Here is a 16633-nt window from a genome sequence, read left to right as displayed (position 1 = left end):
CGCTGTAGCGGCCTTTTTTCTATTTACAGGAAATAATTATGGCTTGGATCCAAATCCGTATTAATGCTAATGCTGCAACCGCAGATGCAGTAAGTGATCTATTAATGGCAGCAGGCAGTGCGTCTGTTACCTTTATTGATGCTAAAGACACCCCTATTTACGAACCAAAAATCGGCACTGTGGTGTTTTGGGCTGAAACGACTGTGATTGGTTTATTCGAAGCTAACCACGATATGAATGCGGTGATAGCTCTATTACAGCGCCACGACGAGTTAAAAGACACCTTAGTGTACAAAATAGAGCAACTTGAAGACAAAGACTGGGAACGCGAATGGATGGATAACTTCCACCCAATTCAGTTTGGTGAAAAACTATGGATCTGCCCAAGCTGGCGTGATATTCCCGATCCTGATGCCGTCAATGTACTGCTTGACCCTGGCCTTGCTTTTGGCACTGGCACCCATGCCACCACCGCTTTGTGCTTAAAATGGCTAGAAAGCCAAGATTTGACCGGTAAAACTGTGGTCGACTTTGGTTGTGGCTCTGGAATTCTAGGTATCGCAGCTATCAAACTTGGCGCTGAGCGCATGATCGGCATCGATATAGACCCTCAAGCGCTTGAAGCCAGCCTTGATAATGCACAGCGAAACGGCGTTGCAGATAAACTCGAAGTATACTTGCCAGAAAATCAGCCTGAGTTTAGCGCCGATATCGTGGTGGCCAATATTTTAGCTGCGCCACTGCGTGAATTACACAGCGTGATTTTAGGCTTGTTAAAACCAGGTGGTAAAATTGCTATGTCGGGAATTTTAGAAGAACAAGCGCAGTCGGTAGCAGATGTTTATGCCCCTTTTTTAGCGCTTGATGATATCGCTGTTGAAGGTGAATGGACACGTGTAAGTGGTATGAAAAAAGCTTAACTTGCTGGGTTCGGCAATTTAGAGTATTAACGCAAAACCTTCATGTAAAGCCTGTAATTAACAGGCTTTACCTATTATTTACACGCCAAAAAACTGAATGATTTCTTATCACAAATTAGTTCTGTATAAAATTCACACAAATAGAGCCGTTCGTCAAACTGTTATCAAATGTCAATATGCAAAAGTCAAAAAAAAGTCACTTTTGTTCAATTTATAGCCTTTGATTTTTGACAAAAAAACCGTAAACTTAGCGCCCCTTGAAAAGAGGCCTATTGAATACAGTGCGTATCGGAACATATCAATTAGAAAACAATGTAATTGTGGCGCCAATGGCGGGAATTACAGATAGACCATTTAGACAACTTTGTCGCCGCTTAGGTGCGGGGCTAGCTGTGTCTGAAATGCTATCGTCAAATCCTTTGGTATGGAAAACCGAGAAATCGATGAACCGTATGGATCACAGTGGTGAATCGGGAATACGCGCGGTGCAAATCGCAGGAGCTGATCCTGAGCTTATGGCGCAGGCTGCACAATTCAATGTAAGTAATGGTGCACAGATCATAGATATTAATATGGGGTGCCCAGCTAAGAAAGTGAACAAGAAACTCGCAGGCTCCGCCCTTTTGCAGTTTCCTGGTTTAGTGGAAGAGATTATAGATGCGGTGGTTAGCGCTGTTGATGTACCTGTAACACTGAAAATCCGCACAGGATGGGATCAGGATAACCGTAACGGTGTTGAGATTGCGAGAATAGCTGAACGTTATGGCATAGCTTCATTGGCCGTACATGGGCGTACACGCGCATGTATGTACAAAGGTGAAGCTGAATACGCCACAATTAGGGATATAAAACGTTCAGTGTCGATACCTGTGGTTGCTAATGGTGATATTACATCTCCTGAAAAAGCAAAACAGGTTTTGGACTATACGGGTGCAGATGCCATTATGATTGGTCGAGCCGCCCAAGGTCGCCCTTGGATATTTAGGGAGATAGACCACTATTTGCGAACCGGTGAACATTTACCTGTGCCTCCAATTACGGAAGTACGTGGTATTTTGATGGAACACTTAGTGAACCTTCATGCGTTTTACGGCGAACCAATGGGAGCGCGCATCGCTCGCAAACATGTATCTTGGTATTTGCAAACCCATGACAGTGACGGTCAGTTTAGGCGAGTATTTAATGCTCTCGATAATCCACAGGCACAAATCGAGACATTAGAGCAATACTTTAAAACACTAGCAGCTAACTAAGAAAGAAAGAGATATAAACAATGTTCGAACAAAACGTGACTTCTCCATTTATCACTAACCCTCATGTTCAGTCACACGAGAAACCGCAGCCATTACGCGATGCAGTGAAGAAAGCTGTTCATCACTATTTAAAACAGCTTAACGGTCAAGATGTGCAAGACGTTTACGACCTTGTTCTTTCAGAGCTAGAAGCACCATTACTTGAAGAAGTAATGACTTACACACGTGGCAACCAAACACGTGCGGCAATCTTACTAGGTATCAACCGCGGTACTTTACGTAAGAAACTAAAGAAATACGGCATGAACTAATACCGAGTTGTGATTTATCACAACATTCGTTTGAAAAAGCACCTTCGGGTGCTTTTTTTATATCTTTAAAAATCCTCAAAAAAGCGTCTAATTGCAAAATCCTCACTCTGTATACCCAAATGACTTGTGTATAAATATCGTTTTTTAAGCGATATTCAGTTAAAATAGCGCCTTTCTAAGCTAGCTCAAACACTGAGGTAATCAAACTACAATGGATACACATCGTCCAATTCGTCGCGCACTACTAAGTGTGTCAGATAAAACCGGTATTGTTGAATTTGCTCGCGCTCTTGAATCACAAGGCGTAGACATCTTATCAACTGGCGGTACTTGTAAATTACTTGCTGATAACGGCATTAAAGTCACTGAAGTATCTGACCACACAGGTCACCCTGAGATCATGGATGGTCGCGTAAAAACTCTTCACCCAAAAATTCATGGCGGCATTTTAGCGCGTCGTGGTCAAGATGAAGATGTAATGGACGCTCATAACATCTCAGCTATCGATATCGTTGTAGTTAACTTATACCCCTTTGCGAATACAGTCGCTCAAGAAAACTGCAGCCTTGAAGATGCCATTGAGAACATTGATATCGGCGGCCCAACGATGGTGCGTGCTGCGGCCAAAAACCACAAAGACGTGACTATTGTAGTAAACGCCAAAGATTACGACCGCGTGATCAGCGAAATGCAAAGCAACAATGGTTCAACTACATACAAAACACGTTTTGATCTTGCCATTGCAGCTTACGAGCACACCGCGCAGTACGATGGCATGATTGCTAACTACTTCGGTAAGATGGTTGCTGATTACACTGATGAAGCAGCTGAGGAAACTAAATTCCCACGCACTATCAATATGCAGTTTACTAAAAAACAAGACATGCGCTACGGTGAAAATTCACACCAAGATGCGGCTTTTTATGTTGAAAACGACGTTCAAGAAGCATCTGTTGCAACTGCCATACAACTGCAAGGTAAAGCACTTTCTTTCAATAATATTGCTGATACAGATGCAGCTCTTGAATGTGTGAAAGAATTTGATGTACCAGCCTGTGTTATTGTTAAACATGCTAACCCTTGTGGCGTTTCAATCGGTGACAACATCCTTGAAGCCTATGATCGCGCATTCAAAACCGATCCTACGTCAGCATTTGGTGGCATCATTGCCTTTAACCAAGAGCTTGATGCTGATACCGCTGAAGCAATTGTGTCTCGTCAATTCGTTGAAGTGATCATTGCGCCTAAAGTATCAGAAGCTGCGGCACAAATTATTTCGGCTAAGCAAAATGTACGCTTACTAGAGTGTGGCCAATGGTCAGGCAAAGCGACAGGTCATGACATCAAACGCGTTAATGGCGGTGTACTCATCCAAGACCGTGATTTAGGTATGGTAACGCAAGGCGACTTAACGGTTGTGTCTAAGCGCCAGCCTACTGAGCAAGAACTTAAAGACTTATTATTCTGCTGGAAAGTGGCTAAATTTGTTAAATCAAACGCCATTGTTTATGCCCGTGACGGTATGACCATTGGTGTAGGTGCAGGCCAAATGAGCCGCGTTTACTCAGCTAAAATTGCCGGAATTAAAGCCGCTGATGAAAACCTTGAAGTTAAAGGTTCAGTAATGGCATCTGATGCGTTCTTCCCATTCCGTGATGGTATTGATGCAGCTGCAGAGGCTGGTATTACAGCTGTGATCCAACCAGGTGGTTCAATGCGCGATGAAGAAGTTATCGCTGCCGCTGACGAAGCTGGTATGGCAATGGTGTTTACTGGCATGCGTCACTTCCGCCATTAATCACACAAAGAGCTAACTGCATCAGTTAGCTCTTTTTGTTTGCACCAAATTCACGTATTCTGCTTATTCTATAACCTATTCTAAAAATATAATGTGAAGGAACAGACGATGAAATTTGCACTAAAATCTCTACTTGTTGCCACCCTTGCGATGACATCAACTATGGCTATTAGCCATGAGCATGGCCATGATTCAGCATTAAATAATGCAGTTAAATCAAGCGAGCGCAGCAGTGATCGCGATCAATACCGCCACCCTGTCGAAACATTAGAGTTTTTTGGTTTTAAACCAACTATGACTGTTGTTGAGATTGCGCCTGGCGGCGGCTGGTACAGTGAAATTTTAGCGCCAGCACTGAAAGAGCAAGGCACTTATTATGCCGCGCATTTCCCTGCTGACTCATCGGTGGGTTATTACCAACGAGCTCTAGCTGGCTTTAAAAAGAAAATTGCTGAAGATGAGCGATTCAATAAAGTAAAGCTGACTGAATTCGCTCCTTCAACACATTTAGACATTGCCCCGGCGAGCAGCGCAGACATGGTGTTAACCTTCCGCAACGTACATAATTGGTATATGAGCAAAGATAAAGATGCCGCAGCTAATGCCTTTAAGTCTTTTTACAAAGCACTTAAACCAGGTGGTACTTTAGGTGTGGTTGAACATCGCCTACCTGAAGCGCAAGCTGATGAAATGCAAAAGTCATCAGGTTATATGAAACAAAGCGTGGTAATCGAACTTGCTAAACAAGCAGGCTTTGAACTGGCAGCAAGCAGTGACATAAATGCAAACTCTCTTGATACAGCCGATCACCCTAAAGGGGTATGGACCCTTCCACCAAGCCTTAGACTTGGCGAGCAAGATGCCGCTAAATATAAAGCAATTGGTGAAAGCGACCGCATGACGCTGAAATTTAAAAAACCGCTTTAAATAGGATATTCGCCATGAATGTATTAGTCATTGGCAGCGGCGGCCGCGAACACGCACTTGCGTTCAAAGCCGCTCAAAATACAAAAGTAAACACTGTTTATGTTGCACCAGGTAATGCCGGTACAGCGCTTGAACCCAAGCTTGAGAATGTTGCCATTAACGTTGAAGATCTCGATGGCCTACTTAGCTTTGCACAAAACAATAATGTTGAGCTAACCATTGTTGGACCTGAAGTACCATTAGTACTTGGCGTGGTAGATAAATTCCGTGAGCACGGTTTAGCTATCTTTGGCCCAACAGCAGGCGCTGCGCAACTAGAAGGCTCTAAGTCATTCACTAAAGACTTTTTAGCTCGTCATGCTATCCCAACTGCGGATTATCAAACGTTTGAACAAATCGACCCTGCGCTTGCTTATTTAAAAGAAAAAGGCGCGCCGATTGTAATCAAAGCTGATGGTCTTGCCGCAGGTAAAGGCGTTATTGTTGCCATGACCGAAGTTGAGGCTGAAGATGCTATTCGCGATATGCTAGCCGGTAACGCTTTTGGTGACGCTGGCAGCCGCGTGGTAATCGAAGAGTTCTTAGAAGGTGAAGAAGCATCATTTATCGTGATGGTTGATGGTAAAAACGTATTACCTTTTGCTACCAGCCAAGATCACAAACGCGCTTATAATGGCGATCAAGGTCCGAACACTGGCGGTATGGGTGCATACTCACCAGCGCCGGTGGTAACTGATGAAATCCACCTGCGTATTATGAACGAAGTGATCTACCCAACAGTAGAAGGTATGGCAAGCGAAGGCCATCCTTACACTGGCTTCCTCTATGCTGGTTTGATGATCGATGACTCTGGGACCCCTAAAGTAATCGAATACAACTGTCGTTTTGGTGATCCTGAAACACAACCTATGATGCTTCGTTTACAGTCTGACTTAGTTGAACTGATTGAAGCAGCTAATCGTGTTGAACTTGATAAAACGACGATTGAGTTTGACTCACGCGCAGCAGTGGGTGTGGTACTTGCAGCTCAAGGCTACCCTGATAACTACCCAAAAGGTGATGCAATCAGTGGTCTAAAAGTAACCTACCCAGAAGGCGAAAAAGTCTTCCATGCGGGTACTAAGCAAGACGGCGATAACGTAGTGACTGCCGGTGGCCGAGTATTATGTGCAACGGCACTAGGTAACACAGTGACCGAAGCGCAGCAACGTGCCTACCAACTAGTTGATGAAATTAGCTGGCAAGGTATGGAATACCGTACAGATATTGCTTATCGCGCTATCGCTCGGGAAAAATAGCGCATTGGTATAACCAGTTACTATTTAATAAAAGCGCAGTTTATCTGCGCTTTTTAGTGCTACACTAATTTCAAGGACTAAAAAAAGAACGCTGACAATTGAAAAATAACCATCTTCGCTATCGCTTTATTGCCGTTTTAATACTACTTTTCTTGTTCTATGTAATTGCTAATTTCGCAAGTCATTTAGTCACGCCCACTAGATATACAATCGACAAAACAACTCCCATATATTTATCCCAAAGTTATCTCATTGATGATACAAAAAATCTGCATACTCAGCAGATTTTAGACAACCTAAATAGCTTTACAGCAAAACCTTTTGAGCATATCGATTGGAACTTCACGCCACGTAATTACTGGTTACTAGTAGATCTAGATAATCGTAGCCAACAAAATGAAAAAATTGTCGCTCATTTTGATAATCCAATGGTTGATCATTTAACTGTCTATCACCTAGATAGTCACAATAATATTATAACGACCACTCGACTTGGTGATTTGGAATCTGAACTCTCTCTTTTTCAATACAGCGTGCCGCATATTCGGCTAACAATTACTGCGCAGAGTAAACAAAAGCTACTACTGAAAGTTGATACAACCGGCATAAGTAAAACCCCTGTCAATTTATATGGCGAAGCAGAGTTTCAGGATTTAACCCGCTCACAAACCGCTATTTGGGGAATATTTGTGGGTGTACTTATTATGGCGGCACTTTATAACTTAGTGCTGTTTTTTGGTATTAAAGATCGCGTGTACTTAATCTATATTGGTTACATTATTAGTGCCATCATTTTAATGGGGGGTGTACTTGGTTTTGGTTTTTATCTTTGGCCACTAAGTTGGCAGCTATTTTTTCAAAAATATATTGTTGTTAGCAACTATGCAATTGCTTTATTTACCTTAGCATTCTGCACTATGTTTTTGCGTTACCATAAAGAGCAATGCTGGCGTTATAAACTCAGTATATATTTAATGCTTTTAATGTTTTGTCTAGGTATAAGTTGTTTTTTCATAGCTGAAAATATTGCTGCACCGATATTTTTTGCTGTGTTGGTATTGTTGTACATCGTCTGTATTATTATGATTTACAGAAAATTACGTAGTGGCTTCCGATGGGCTAAGTTCTATGTTGTTTCATGGATACCTCTTATTATTGGTGCAGCCATTCAACCGCTTGAATTAACTGGCGTATTACCTTATAGCTTTGCTATACGCCACGCATTTTTAGTTGCAATACTATGTGAGGTGGTATTAATGGCTATGGCACTTGCGGATAGAGTGCGCTATCAACGAGAAAAGGCGCTGTATCACGCCACTCATACAGAGCAAACCAAACTATTAAATAGTGCCATGCTAAAACAAGCCTATATGAGTTTACAACTCAAGCAGCGCAGAGCAAGCTTATGCTTAATTAGAATTACTGATTTTCATTCACTCAGTCATATTTTAAATCAAACTCAAAGTAGTCAACTTGTTGTTGCTATTGCTAAATCTCTTGAGCTGCAACTGAGTAAAGAGCGTGAGTTTATCAATTTAGAGAGCAATCTAGATACCTGTCCGCGGATAGCCGATTTGAGCAACGGTGTGCTGGCATTCATTTCAATTAAAACTCAAAGTGCACAATCACTGCATGATAAGTTAACCAAAATTCGTAAAAGCTTACCTAAACATCATCCGGTGCAAGGGTTTGATTTACAATTAAGCTACGCAATGGGATATTGTATTCTCGACGGTGAAAGTGGCTTTGATACATGGTTGCAAAATGGCTATTTTTCACTAACCGAAGCGCCACAAACAAGCTATCCAAATAATCAGTCAAAATTAATACCTGTCACTATGAACATTAGCTTAGCGGCTGCATTTCAAAATGCCTTAAAAACGAACCAGTTAACTATTTATCATCAGCCGCAAATAGATTTACGCACCGGCCAAACGATTGGCAGTGAAGCCTTATTGCGCTGGCCTAATGCACCTTATGAGCAAATCAATATAGAGGCTTTAATCCTATTAGCCGAACGTACTGGTCTTATCAATAAACTCACACTGTGGGTGCTAGAGCAAGCCTGCCAAGATATCGCTAAGTTTAATCACGCAGGTTTTTTTAAGCATAAAGTAAGCGTTAATTTAAGTGCTAAAAACTTAATGATCCATAATTTAATTGAAAAAATTGAAAACACCTTACTCAAACACAATGTTCCTGCCAAACAACTTAAGTTTGAACTTACTGAGTCAGCTTTAATTGCAAACCAACAGCAAATGATTCACTTAGTTGAACAATTAACCCGCCTTGGTATTGAAGTGATTTTAGATGATTTTGGTACTGGCTATTCGTCACTAAATTGTTTTGTTAGCTACAACTTTTCAACCTTAAAAATAGATAAATCATTTATTATAGGTCTCCCTACTCACAGTGCTAATAGAGTAATTGTTAAGGCTGCGATAGAAATGGCTCATAGCCTAGGTTTAAAAGTCACTGCCGAGGGAGTTGAAGATGTAACAACACAACAACTTTTAAAGGCCATGGAGGCAGACTACGGGCAAGGGTACTATTACTCCAAAGCCATAGCTGTGGATGACTATTTGTTGTGGTTAGCTGAAAATAAACAAGCGAATTAAGTAAAATTGCCACATGTTTAAGGATTACTGATAGAATCCTCTTTTTCACATCTTTAGGGGCGTAAAGATGCAAGGCACTATCAAAAAATTAAAATCATCGCTAACACAACCGATTCAGTATCATTTGCCTGTGGGTGATGAGTTGGTCGATCTTAATGCCTATATTGGCAAGCAGCTTACACTGACTTTTAATGGCGCTATTGTATGTTCTAGCTGCGGTAAAAAAACCAAAAAAAGTTACTCGCAAGGTCATTGTTTTGTATGTATGCGTAAGCTTGCTAGCTGCGATATGTGTATTATGAAACCTGAAACATGTCACTTTGACCAAGGTACTTGCCGTGAACCACAGTGGGGCGAAGAAAACTGTATGATCCCTCATTATGTCTATCTTGCGAACACGTCAGGGCTGAAAGTGGGGATCACCCGTCATACACAAATTCCAACCCGCTGGATTGACCAAGGTGCAACGCAAGCACTGCCAATATTCAAAGTACAAACGCGCTTACAATCTGGATTAGTTGAAGTTGCCTTAGCACAATTTATTGCCGATAAAACCAATTGGCGTAATATGCTCAAAGGACAAAGCGATGTCCTTGATTTAAAAGCTGCTGCGGCAGAACTTATTCCACAAATTGCCGATAAACTAAATGAGCTTGCAGAGCTCTTTGGTGCTACTGCGATAGAACAACTTGATGAAGAAGTGGTTGATTTAGAGTTCCCTGTTACCGCCTACCCAACTAAAATTAGCTCTTTTAATTTTGATAAAGAGCCAGTTGTGAGTGGTATTTTAAACGGTATTAAAGGCCAGTACTTGATCTTTGATACTGGCGTTATCAACATTCGTAAATTTACCTCTTACGATATCACCGTAGGTTGATTTTGCAGCTGATAAAACTCTAACCATTGCCGCTGCGTTAACGGGCGGCAATAGTAATAGCCTTGGATCACATCGCAGCCTAGCTCCAATAAGTAACTATACTGAGCAAGCTTTTCAACCCCTTCAGCGATAACTTTTAAATTAAGACTATTCGCCATTGCCACTATCGCGGCAACAATCTCACTATTACCGTATTCATCGGGTACTTTAGCAATAAAGCTGGCATCTATTTTTAGTGTATCTATGGGTAATTTTGTAAGGTAACTCAGTGCCGAATAGCCGGTACCAAAATCATCTAGCGCAATCTGTACGCCCATTTTTTTAAGTTGCCACAATTCTCTTTTCGCCTGACTAAATGAGCTAATAAAACTACTTTCTGTTAACTCTATTTCAAGACAATTTCCCGATAAATTATAGCGCTGGAGCATTTTCTCAACGCTACTTGATAAACTCCCCTGACTAAGATGGCAAGCTGAGATATTAATTGCCAACCGACCAGCCGTTATTCCTTGTTGTTGCCATAACGCCAATTGCATGCCAGCGTTATTGAGCACCCAGAGATCCAGCTTTACAATTAGACCTAGTTCTTCCGCCAATGGGATAAACTGTGCAGGCGATATTATGCCAAGCGCGGGATCTTGCCAACGTAAGAGTGCTTCAACACCTTTGATAGCTTTACTTCTTAAACACTGTTTAGGCTGAAAATACAGTTCAAACTCATCATTTTCGAGCGCATATTGAAACCGGCTCATCATCGCAAAGCGCTCTAAAGAGCGTGCATTCATCGATGGCTTAAATAACTGAAATGAGTTTCTACCCACTTCTTTAGAGCGATACATGGCAATATCAGCGTGTTTTAGTAAAGTTTCACTATCGAGACCATCATCAGGATAGACCGCAGCACCGATTGATGCCGTCGCGCCTACCTCAAGCCCTTCGAGCTGAAAAGGAGTGTTTAAGTTATTTAAAATTTGATCGGCTAAACTAATCACTGCGCTAATATCATCAATCTCGCATAGCACCACAAATTCGTCGCCACCTAATCGCGCTAAAGTATCACCTTCACACAATACGTTTTGCAGCCGTATTGCCACCATTTTTAATAACTCATCCCCCGCACTATGCCCTAAGCTATCATTGATTTCTTTAAACCGATCTAGGTCAATAAACATCACTGCTAACATGTCGTTATTTCGATGTGCAGCAGCTAATGCCATGGTTAATCTGTCATTAAATAAGCGTCTATTAGGTAAGCCTGTTAGCTCATCAAAATAAGCTAACTGAACAATTTTGTCTTCTGCAGTTTTACGTTCAGTGATATCGCTAAAAATCGCCGCATACACTAGCTCATCATCATTTGGCTCGCGGATAGCAATAATAGTTAGCCATTCAACATACAAATCACCATTTTTTTTACGATTGCATATTTCCCCTTGCCACACACCAGTTTGGGTAATTGATTGCCACATTTTTATGTAGAAATTTTTACCGTGCTTTCCGGAGCTTAGAATTCTAGGGTGTTTGCCGACCACTTCATATTCTTGATAGCCGGTAAGCGCGGTAAAAGCAGGATTAACCTGCATGATCACACCATTTTGTTGGGTGATCATAATACCATCTAGCGAGGCATCGATTATTTTATTCGCGAGATACAAATTACGCTGTGAATGCTGAAGGTCTATATCACGTTGTTCAAGTACTTTTTCAAGCTCACTGTAATAGGCGCTTTCTATTTCATTAACAAGATGCTCAATGGCGAGCACTCCCTTAATCTCCAAATCATCAGTGACCACTAAATGACGCACATTGTTGGTAGACATTAATCGATACGCATCGAATAAACTGCTTTTTGAGCTTACCCGATACAAGGGCCAACTTGCAAAACTCCAACATGACGCATTACTATCGGGTTCGACGATCAAATGCAGTAAATCTCGCTGGGTGATAATGCCATGTTCGTCTTGCTGCTGGTTATACACTAAAATAACTTGGGCGGTTCGCTCGCGCATCATTTCAACGCCTTCACTGAGCATCAAATAACTAGGTACCACTAACACATTTTTATGATATTGCTCTTTGATTGGTCTAAATTGTAAATAGTGATCAAGCCCTTGATTACGTACAATATCACTGATACTAATAACGCCGCATGGTAGATCATTGTTATCAATAACTAATAAATGGCGAACATTGTGTTGATAAAAAATAAGCGCGGCATCACACAATAATTGCTGACAGGAGATTTTCAATACCGGACTGCTCATTACGCTTTGAATTTCAATATGTTTAAGGTTGCTGTCAGTAAAGTCTAGTTTAATGCAATCGGCTTCTGTCCAAATACCAACGATTGCTTGCTGTCGTTTTACAAAAATTGCGCTTATATTATGAACCTGCATCAACCGTACAGCATCAACTAAAGAGGTATCGGTGGAACAACATACTAATTTCCTAGAAAAAATATCTGATACCTGTTGAGGGTGGCGAGTTTGTTTCATAATATTCGTCCTTAGTATAATACGAACTATAATTATATTATTATATTGCTCGCGCTATTTGATACAGGACAATAAATGCATGCATACTTACTTCCCTTACTTGATATGTAGTGACAACGAGCTAGAAATTATTAATGAACAACGAGATTTAAATGACTATCTACACAGTTTAACCGCTGAACAACAGCAACACTGTGTGATATTGAATAAACAAGGCGAATATTTTGATTTAGCATTTAACCTTGCAACACCGCTGACTAACATAGAGTTAGCTCGCAGAGTAACGCAGCACTTAGCACAAGAAGGACACTGCTGCTTAACTAAAATAACGAGCCTAACAGCTCCACAAGCATTTGATCTATTAGGAATAAAATAGCACGTTTAGTTGCATCAGCCGTTTTATCCATGAGTTTAGTCGCGTGTGGTGGCAGCGATAACAATAAAGAACAGCAAACCCCACTAGCGACTTCTACACCGGTAACCTAGTATTTACAGTTTATTTATTACAAATAAAGAAAAAGGTTACTACCATGAACACGCCTTTAATATTGATTTAACGCATATCGTTTACAGTGATAAAAATGATATTATAAACATCTCGTTATACTCAGCTCAGTAAGGCAGATAGCAATGAGTACACCTAATTTATCAAGACGCATGCGCAGGCTTCGCCACAGTGATGCAATGCGACAGCTAGTACGCGAATTTGATTTTAATATTGGCGATCTTATCCATCCTATTTTTATCGAAGAGTCGTTAACTGAAAGTCTAGAAATATCCACTATGCCTGGTATACAGCGCATTCCTGAACATGCATTAGCCCAAGAGATTACTGAACTGCATAGATTAGGAATTCAGTATGTTATGCCTTTTGGCATATCGCATCATAAAGACAGTGTTGGCAGTGATACATGGCACGATGATGGTTTACTGGCACGTATGATTAAAACAATCAAACAAACATGCCCCGAGATGATGGTAATACCCGACATTTGTTTTTGTGAATATACAGATCATGGACACTGTGGCGTTGTTGAAGATAATCAAGTTTGTAACGACCAAACTGTTGCTAACCTTGTAAAGCAGAGTGTATGCGCAGCAAAAGCAGGTGCCGATATGCTAGCCCCATCTGCGATGATGGATGGTCAAGTTAAAGCTATTCGAGCAGGCCTTGACAATGCAGGGTTTGAACATGTTGCCATTTTAGCTCACGCCATTAAATTTGCTTCATCTTTCTATGGTCCATTTAGAGCTGCTGTTGATTGTGAATTAAGTGGTGATCGCAAAGGCTATCAAATGGATTACGCAAATATTCGTCAAGCGCTTCAAGAAGCCCTTCTTGATGAACAAGAAGGCGCTGATATTCTAATGGTGAAACCAGGCACGCCCTATCTTGATGTCCTTAGCAGCTTGAGAGAGAAAACAAACTTACCTTTAGCTGCCTACCAAGTTGGTGGTGAGTATGCCGCTATTAAATTTGCAGCATTAGCAGGTGCCCTTGATGAAAAGAAAGTGGTATTTGAAACACTGACCGGCTTCAAACGTGCAGGCGCTGATTTAATAGTGAGTTATTATACAAAACAAGTTGCACAGTGGTTAAAAGAATAACCGTGGTAATTTTTAGGGCATGTAACATTTTAGAACACGCTAACCCTATATTGGCTTAGTTTAAACCTACGTAAATATCTTAACGTGTTACATGCGCAAAAATTAAAAAACAAAACTTGATCTCGTAAATCATAATTTGTCTTGTTTTATAGAGTGAGGATAAGTAATGTTTGCTGTGTTTTTACAAATATTGCTCATAGATAACCGATAAAAAGAGTCAATAATCACCACAACTTTGCAGAATCAAGGAAGTACACCATTAAAACTGAGTAATGGTAAGCAGATCATAGCAAATGGGCAACTTGACTTTATCGATATAAACCAAGTTGATGCAACGCAAACCAACGTAGGCAAGTTACCCGAGAGTATGAATAAACTTCCTTCTGTTTAATCATTTTCAACAGCAAATTACCTCGTTTATCGCAACGCCTTAGCGCGTTACAACAACCTCACCACGAAGATAGTAATTATTTTTATCGTAAGCATCCGAATTCGTTTGTTCATCATATTGAGTGACCGTAAAGCTGGCTGCATGTATCTGTGGCATCGGCTTTGCTGACTCATATTGTGTAACGTAATAAACAATCTCACCACTTCTGTAGTAGTTGCGCTCAAACACCTCAAAATTAACAGGTTCAGCGCCTATCAATATATGGCTATCTTCCCCATTTAAGTAAAAAATATGCTGATTATCGCTGGCAAAATTTTCATCTAATCGTGAAAACCTGGCGGTATCAATATCAACATCCGCTAAAATAGCGAGACCTTGATAAAAGATATGTTGCCCGTCTTTCCCATAACTATCATCAATAGGGACAAATGACTGCGCATCTATGTTATGCATGGGTTCATCGTGATGGTAAATGACCTGATTTCCCTCATGCCCTGAGATATTCCAAAAACTATAATAATCATATGCTGAATAAGTGCTAGGATCTGCGCCCTCAACAATACGCTCGCCTTTAATCACCTGAGTATCGTTAAGCCAATAAAGATCACTGCCAATTATCTTAGCGTGCAAGTTTTCAAGGTTAACACCACTCACAGCTTGACCGCTGTAGTAAAGATGCTGTTTATCTTTAGCGTACAGTTGAGCATCATAGGTATTTAAATCAGCTTGACTGTAACTGATAAAGCTTTCAGCATCAGCGTGTTCCATTAACTTAGCATTATAGTAAACACGCTGTTCGACCACACAGTAGCCACCATTGGCAATACCTTGAAGCAGATTCTTAACCATACTGGTATAGCCAAATATCGTAAATAAAAATCCGATAACAACGGCACTTATCAGCGCCATCTTGTAACTGTTAATGCCAAAATAACTACCACCAAATAAACCAATCAACAAAAATAACGGTACCGGATAGCTTAAAAATAATAAGGCTGTTAATACCGCTTGCTTGTTATTCGTCGCGCCAGGGGCACCGAACATCATCGGCGACATCATCATCATGCTTCCCCAAAAGCACAGTGCCAACGTGACTAAGATATTAATTACTAGAGACATTATCTTCCTTGTTTAATTAGTGGTATTGGTATCATACAACAACCAATATTTTTACTTAATTGTAGAATGAAAATAAAGCTACTCTTCTGCTTCTGCAAACACTCTAATATGTTCTACAGCGCTTCGCCCTAGCGCAGATAAATTATATCCTCCTTCTAAAAAAGAGATAATCCCTTTACAGCCAGTACTTTTTACCATGTCACACAGCTGTTGTGTCAACCAGGCATAATCAGCCTCAACAAATTTGAGGCTTGCCATATCATCTTCAAAATGCGCATCAAACCCTGCGCTGATAAACAATAACTCTGGCTTAAACTCTGTTAATTTAGGTAACCACTGTTGGTTATACAACGTTTTTAAATCATTGCCATCGCTGGCTATGGGCAACGGTGAATTAACCAATGTATCGTTATTTTCAACGGCGGTATTAGGGTAAAAAGGATGCTGAAATAATGAGCAAAGCAACACATTGTCATCATCGATAAAAATGTCTTGCGTGCCATTACCGTGGTGAACATCAAAATCGACAATCGCAATGCGCTTAATCCCTTTACTTTGCGCGTACTTCACCGAAATTGCTAAGTTATTAAACACACAAAAGCCGGCAGAGGTTCTACGGTTTGCATGATGACCTGGTGGCCGTACGGAGCAAAATGCGGCATCTAAATTATCAGCCAGTATTTCATCAACGGCTAATAACCCTGCCCCTACCGCCCGCTCAATTGCCAAAAATGACTCTGGGCATAACCAAGTGTCGCCATCAAGTGATACTAAACCTTGTTCAGGGAGGGTGTTTTCCACCAGCGATACAAGGGCCTCATCATGGGCTAATAAGTAATGTTCACGTAATGCTTTAGGCGCTTGCTTTTGCTGCACAGCAATATCCAAGCCACTGGCCAAGAGACGATCGGTAATTGCATCTAAGCGCTCAGGACACTCTGGATGATCCGCGATCATTTTGTGTTTACGGCAAAAAGGATGAGAAATAATCGCAGTACGCATAAATGCTCCAAATGAG

The 16633-nt window shown here is 41.0% G+C and carries 13 protein-coding genes; 10 read left to right on the top strand and 3 right to left on the bottom strand.

Features of this window, described 5'->3' with window-relative positions; genetic code table 11:
- The first annotated feature begins 38 nt into the window (after window positions 1–38).
- From prmA to H5162_RS09415, 8 genes are all read left to right on the top strand, one after another.
- Window positions 39–920, top strand: a complete 882-nt coding sequence (gene prmA, locus H5162_RS09450; RefSeq protein ID WP_182778357.1) for a 50S ribosomal protein L11 methyltransferase — start codon at window positions 39–41, stop codon at window positions 918–920.
- A gap of 281 nt (window positions 921–1201) precedes the next feature.
- Window positions 1202–2173, top strand: coding sequence for a tRNA dihydrouridine synthase DusB (gene dusB / locus H5162_RS09445; RefSeq protein ID WP_182731350.1), 972 nt, complete (start codon window positions 1202–1204; stop codon window positions 2171–2173).
- A 20-nt stretch (window positions 2174–2193) separates the two neighbouring features.
- Window positions 2194–2484 (top strand): DNA-binding transcriptional regulator Fis, encoded by a 291-nt coding sequence (fis, locus tag H5162_RS09440; RefSeq protein WP_002957804.1) that lies wholly within the window; start codon window positions 2194–2196, stop codon window positions 2482–2484.
- A gap of 211 nt (window positions 2485–2695) precedes the next feature.
- Complete coding sequence (purH, locus tag H5162_RS09435) at window positions 2696–4282, top strand: bifunctional phosphoribosylaminoimidazolecarboxamide formyltransferase/IMP cyclohydrolase (protein ID WP_182717208.1); 1587 nt, start codon at window positions 2696–2698, stop codon at window positions 4280–4282.
- A 108-nt stretch (window positions 4283–4390) separates the two neighbouring features.
- Window positions 4391–5209 (top strand): class I SAM-dependent methyltransferase, encoded by an 819-nt coding sequence (locus H5162_RS09430; protein ID WP_145234789.1) that lies wholly within the window; start codon window positions 4391–4393, stop codon window positions 5207–5209.
- A 14-nt stretch (window positions 5210–5223) separates the two neighbouring features.
- The gene (purD, locus tag H5162_RS09425; protein ID WP_182734541.1) at window positions 5224–6507 is read left to right on the top strand and encodes a phosphoribosylamine--glycine ligase; all 1284 of its coding nucleotides are present in this window, start codon (window positions 5224–5226) and stop codon (window positions 6505–6507) included.
- Window positions 6508–6605: 98 nt separating this feature from the next.
- Window positions 6606–9125, top strand: a complete 2520-nt coding sequence (locus tag H5162_RS09420; protein WP_145234785.1) for an EAL domain-containing protein — start codon at window positions 6606–6608, stop codon at window positions 9123–9125.
- Window positions 9126–9192: 67 nt separating this feature from the next.
- Window positions 9193–10002 carry a DUF2797 domain-containing protein gene (locus tag H5162_RS09415; protein WP_145234783.1) on the top strand — a complete coding sequence of 270 codons (810 nt, stop codon included), beginning with the start codon at window positions 9193–9195 and terminating at the stop codon, window positions 10000–10002.
- Here the strand turns inward: H5162_RS09415 and H5162_RS09410 are convergent.
- Window positions 9981–12497 carry an EAL domain-containing protein gene (locus H5162_RS09410; protein WP_182778355.1) on the bottom strand — a complete coding sequence of 839 codons (2517 nt, stop codon included), beginning with the start codon at window positions 12495–12497 and terminating at the stop codon, window positions 9981–9983. The genes H5162_RS09415 and H5162_RS09410 overlap by 22 nt on opposite strands.
- A 79-nt stretch (window positions 12498–12576) precedes the next feature.
- Here H5162_RS09410 and H5162_RS09405 point away from each other — a divergent pair, with 79 nt between their 5' ends.
- Both H5162_RS09405 and hemB read left to right on the top strand, forming a co-directional pair.
- Complete coding sequence (locus H5162_RS09405) at window positions 12577–12873, top strand: DUF4144 family protein (protein WP_145234779.1); 297 nt, start codon at window positions 12577–12579, stop codon at window positions 12871–12873.
- A 254-nt stretch (window positions 12874–13127) separates the two neighbouring features.
- Window positions 13128–14105, top strand: coding sequence for a porphobilinogen synthase (gene hemB / locus H5162_RS09400; RefSeq protein WP_182759620.1), 978 nt, complete (start codon window positions 13128–13130; stop codon window positions 14103–14105).
- 430 nt (window positions 14106–14535) lie between these two features.
- Here hemB and H5162_RS09390 read toward each other — a convergent pair whose 3' ends face one another.
- Entirely contained in the window at window positions 14536–15615 is a 1080-nt protein-coding gene (locus H5162_RS09390) for a DKNYY domain-containing protein (protein ID WP_182778353.1), read from the bottom strand.
- A 78-nt stretch (window positions 15616–15693) separates the two neighbouring features.
- Window positions 15694–16617 (bottom strand): histone deacetylase family protein, encoded by a 924-nt coding sequence (locus tag H5162_RS09385; protein ID WP_182778351.1) that lies wholly within the window; start codon window positions 16615–16617, stop codon window positions 15694–15696.
- Window positions 16618–16633: the final 16 nt, after the last annotated feature.

The organism is Pseudoalteromonas sp. SR41-8, assembly GCF_014163915.1.
GTDB lineage: Bacteria > Pseudomonadota > Gammaproteobacteria > Enterobacterales > Alteromonadaceae > Pseudoalteromonas > Pseudoalteromonas rhizosphaerae.
Note: the sequence above shows the minus strand (reverse complement) of the source record. Positions and strands in the feature narration are given on the sequence as shown.

What these genes read in the sequence shown, in the direction of transcription:
- prmA (WP_182778357.1), top strand. Translation starts at nt 39, where the DNA reads ATGGCTTGGATCCAAATCCGTATTAATGCTAATGCTGCAACCGCAGAT.
- fis (WP_002957804.1), top strand. Translation starts at nt 2,194, where the DNA reads ATGTTCGAACAAAACGTGACTTCTCCATTTATCACTAACCCTCATGTT.
- purH (WP_182717208.1), top strand. Translation starts at nt 2,696, where the DNA reads ATGGATACACATCGTCCAATTCGTCGCGCACTACTAAGTGTGTCAGAT.
- H5162_RS09430 (WP_145234789.1), top strand. Translation starts at nt 4,391, where the DNA reads ATGAAATTTGCACTAAAATCTCTACTTGTTGCCACCCTTGCGATGACA.
- purD (WP_182734541.1), top strand. Translation starts at nt 5,224, where the DNA reads ATGAATGTATTAGTCATTGGCAGCGGCGGCCGCGAACACGCACTTGCG.
- H5162_RS09415 (WP_145234783.1), top strand. Translation starts at nt 9,193, where the DNA reads ATGCAAGGCACTATCAAAAAATTAAAATCATCGCTAACACAACCGATT.
- H5162_RS09410 (WP_182778355.1), bottom strand. Translation starts at nt 12,497, where the DNA reads ATGAAACAAACTCGCCACCCTCAACAGGTATCAGATATTTTTTCTAGG.
- H5162_RS09405 (WP_145234779.1), top strand. Translation starts at nt 12,577, where the DNA reads ATGCATACTTACTTCCCTTACTTGATATGTAGTGACAACGAGCTAGAA.
- hemB (WP_182759620.1), top strand. Translation starts at nt 13,128, where the DNA reads ATGAGTACACCTAATTTATCAAGACGCATGCGCAGGCTTCGCCACAGT.
- H5162_RS09390 (WP_182778353.1), bottom strand. Translation starts at nt 15,615, where the DNA reads ATGTCTCTAGTAATTAATATCTTAGTCACGTTGGCACTGTGCTTTTGG.
- H5162_RS09385 (WP_182778351.1), bottom strand. Translation starts at nt 16,617, where the DNA reads ATGCGTACTGCGATTATTTCTCATCCTTTTTGCCGTAAACACAAAATG.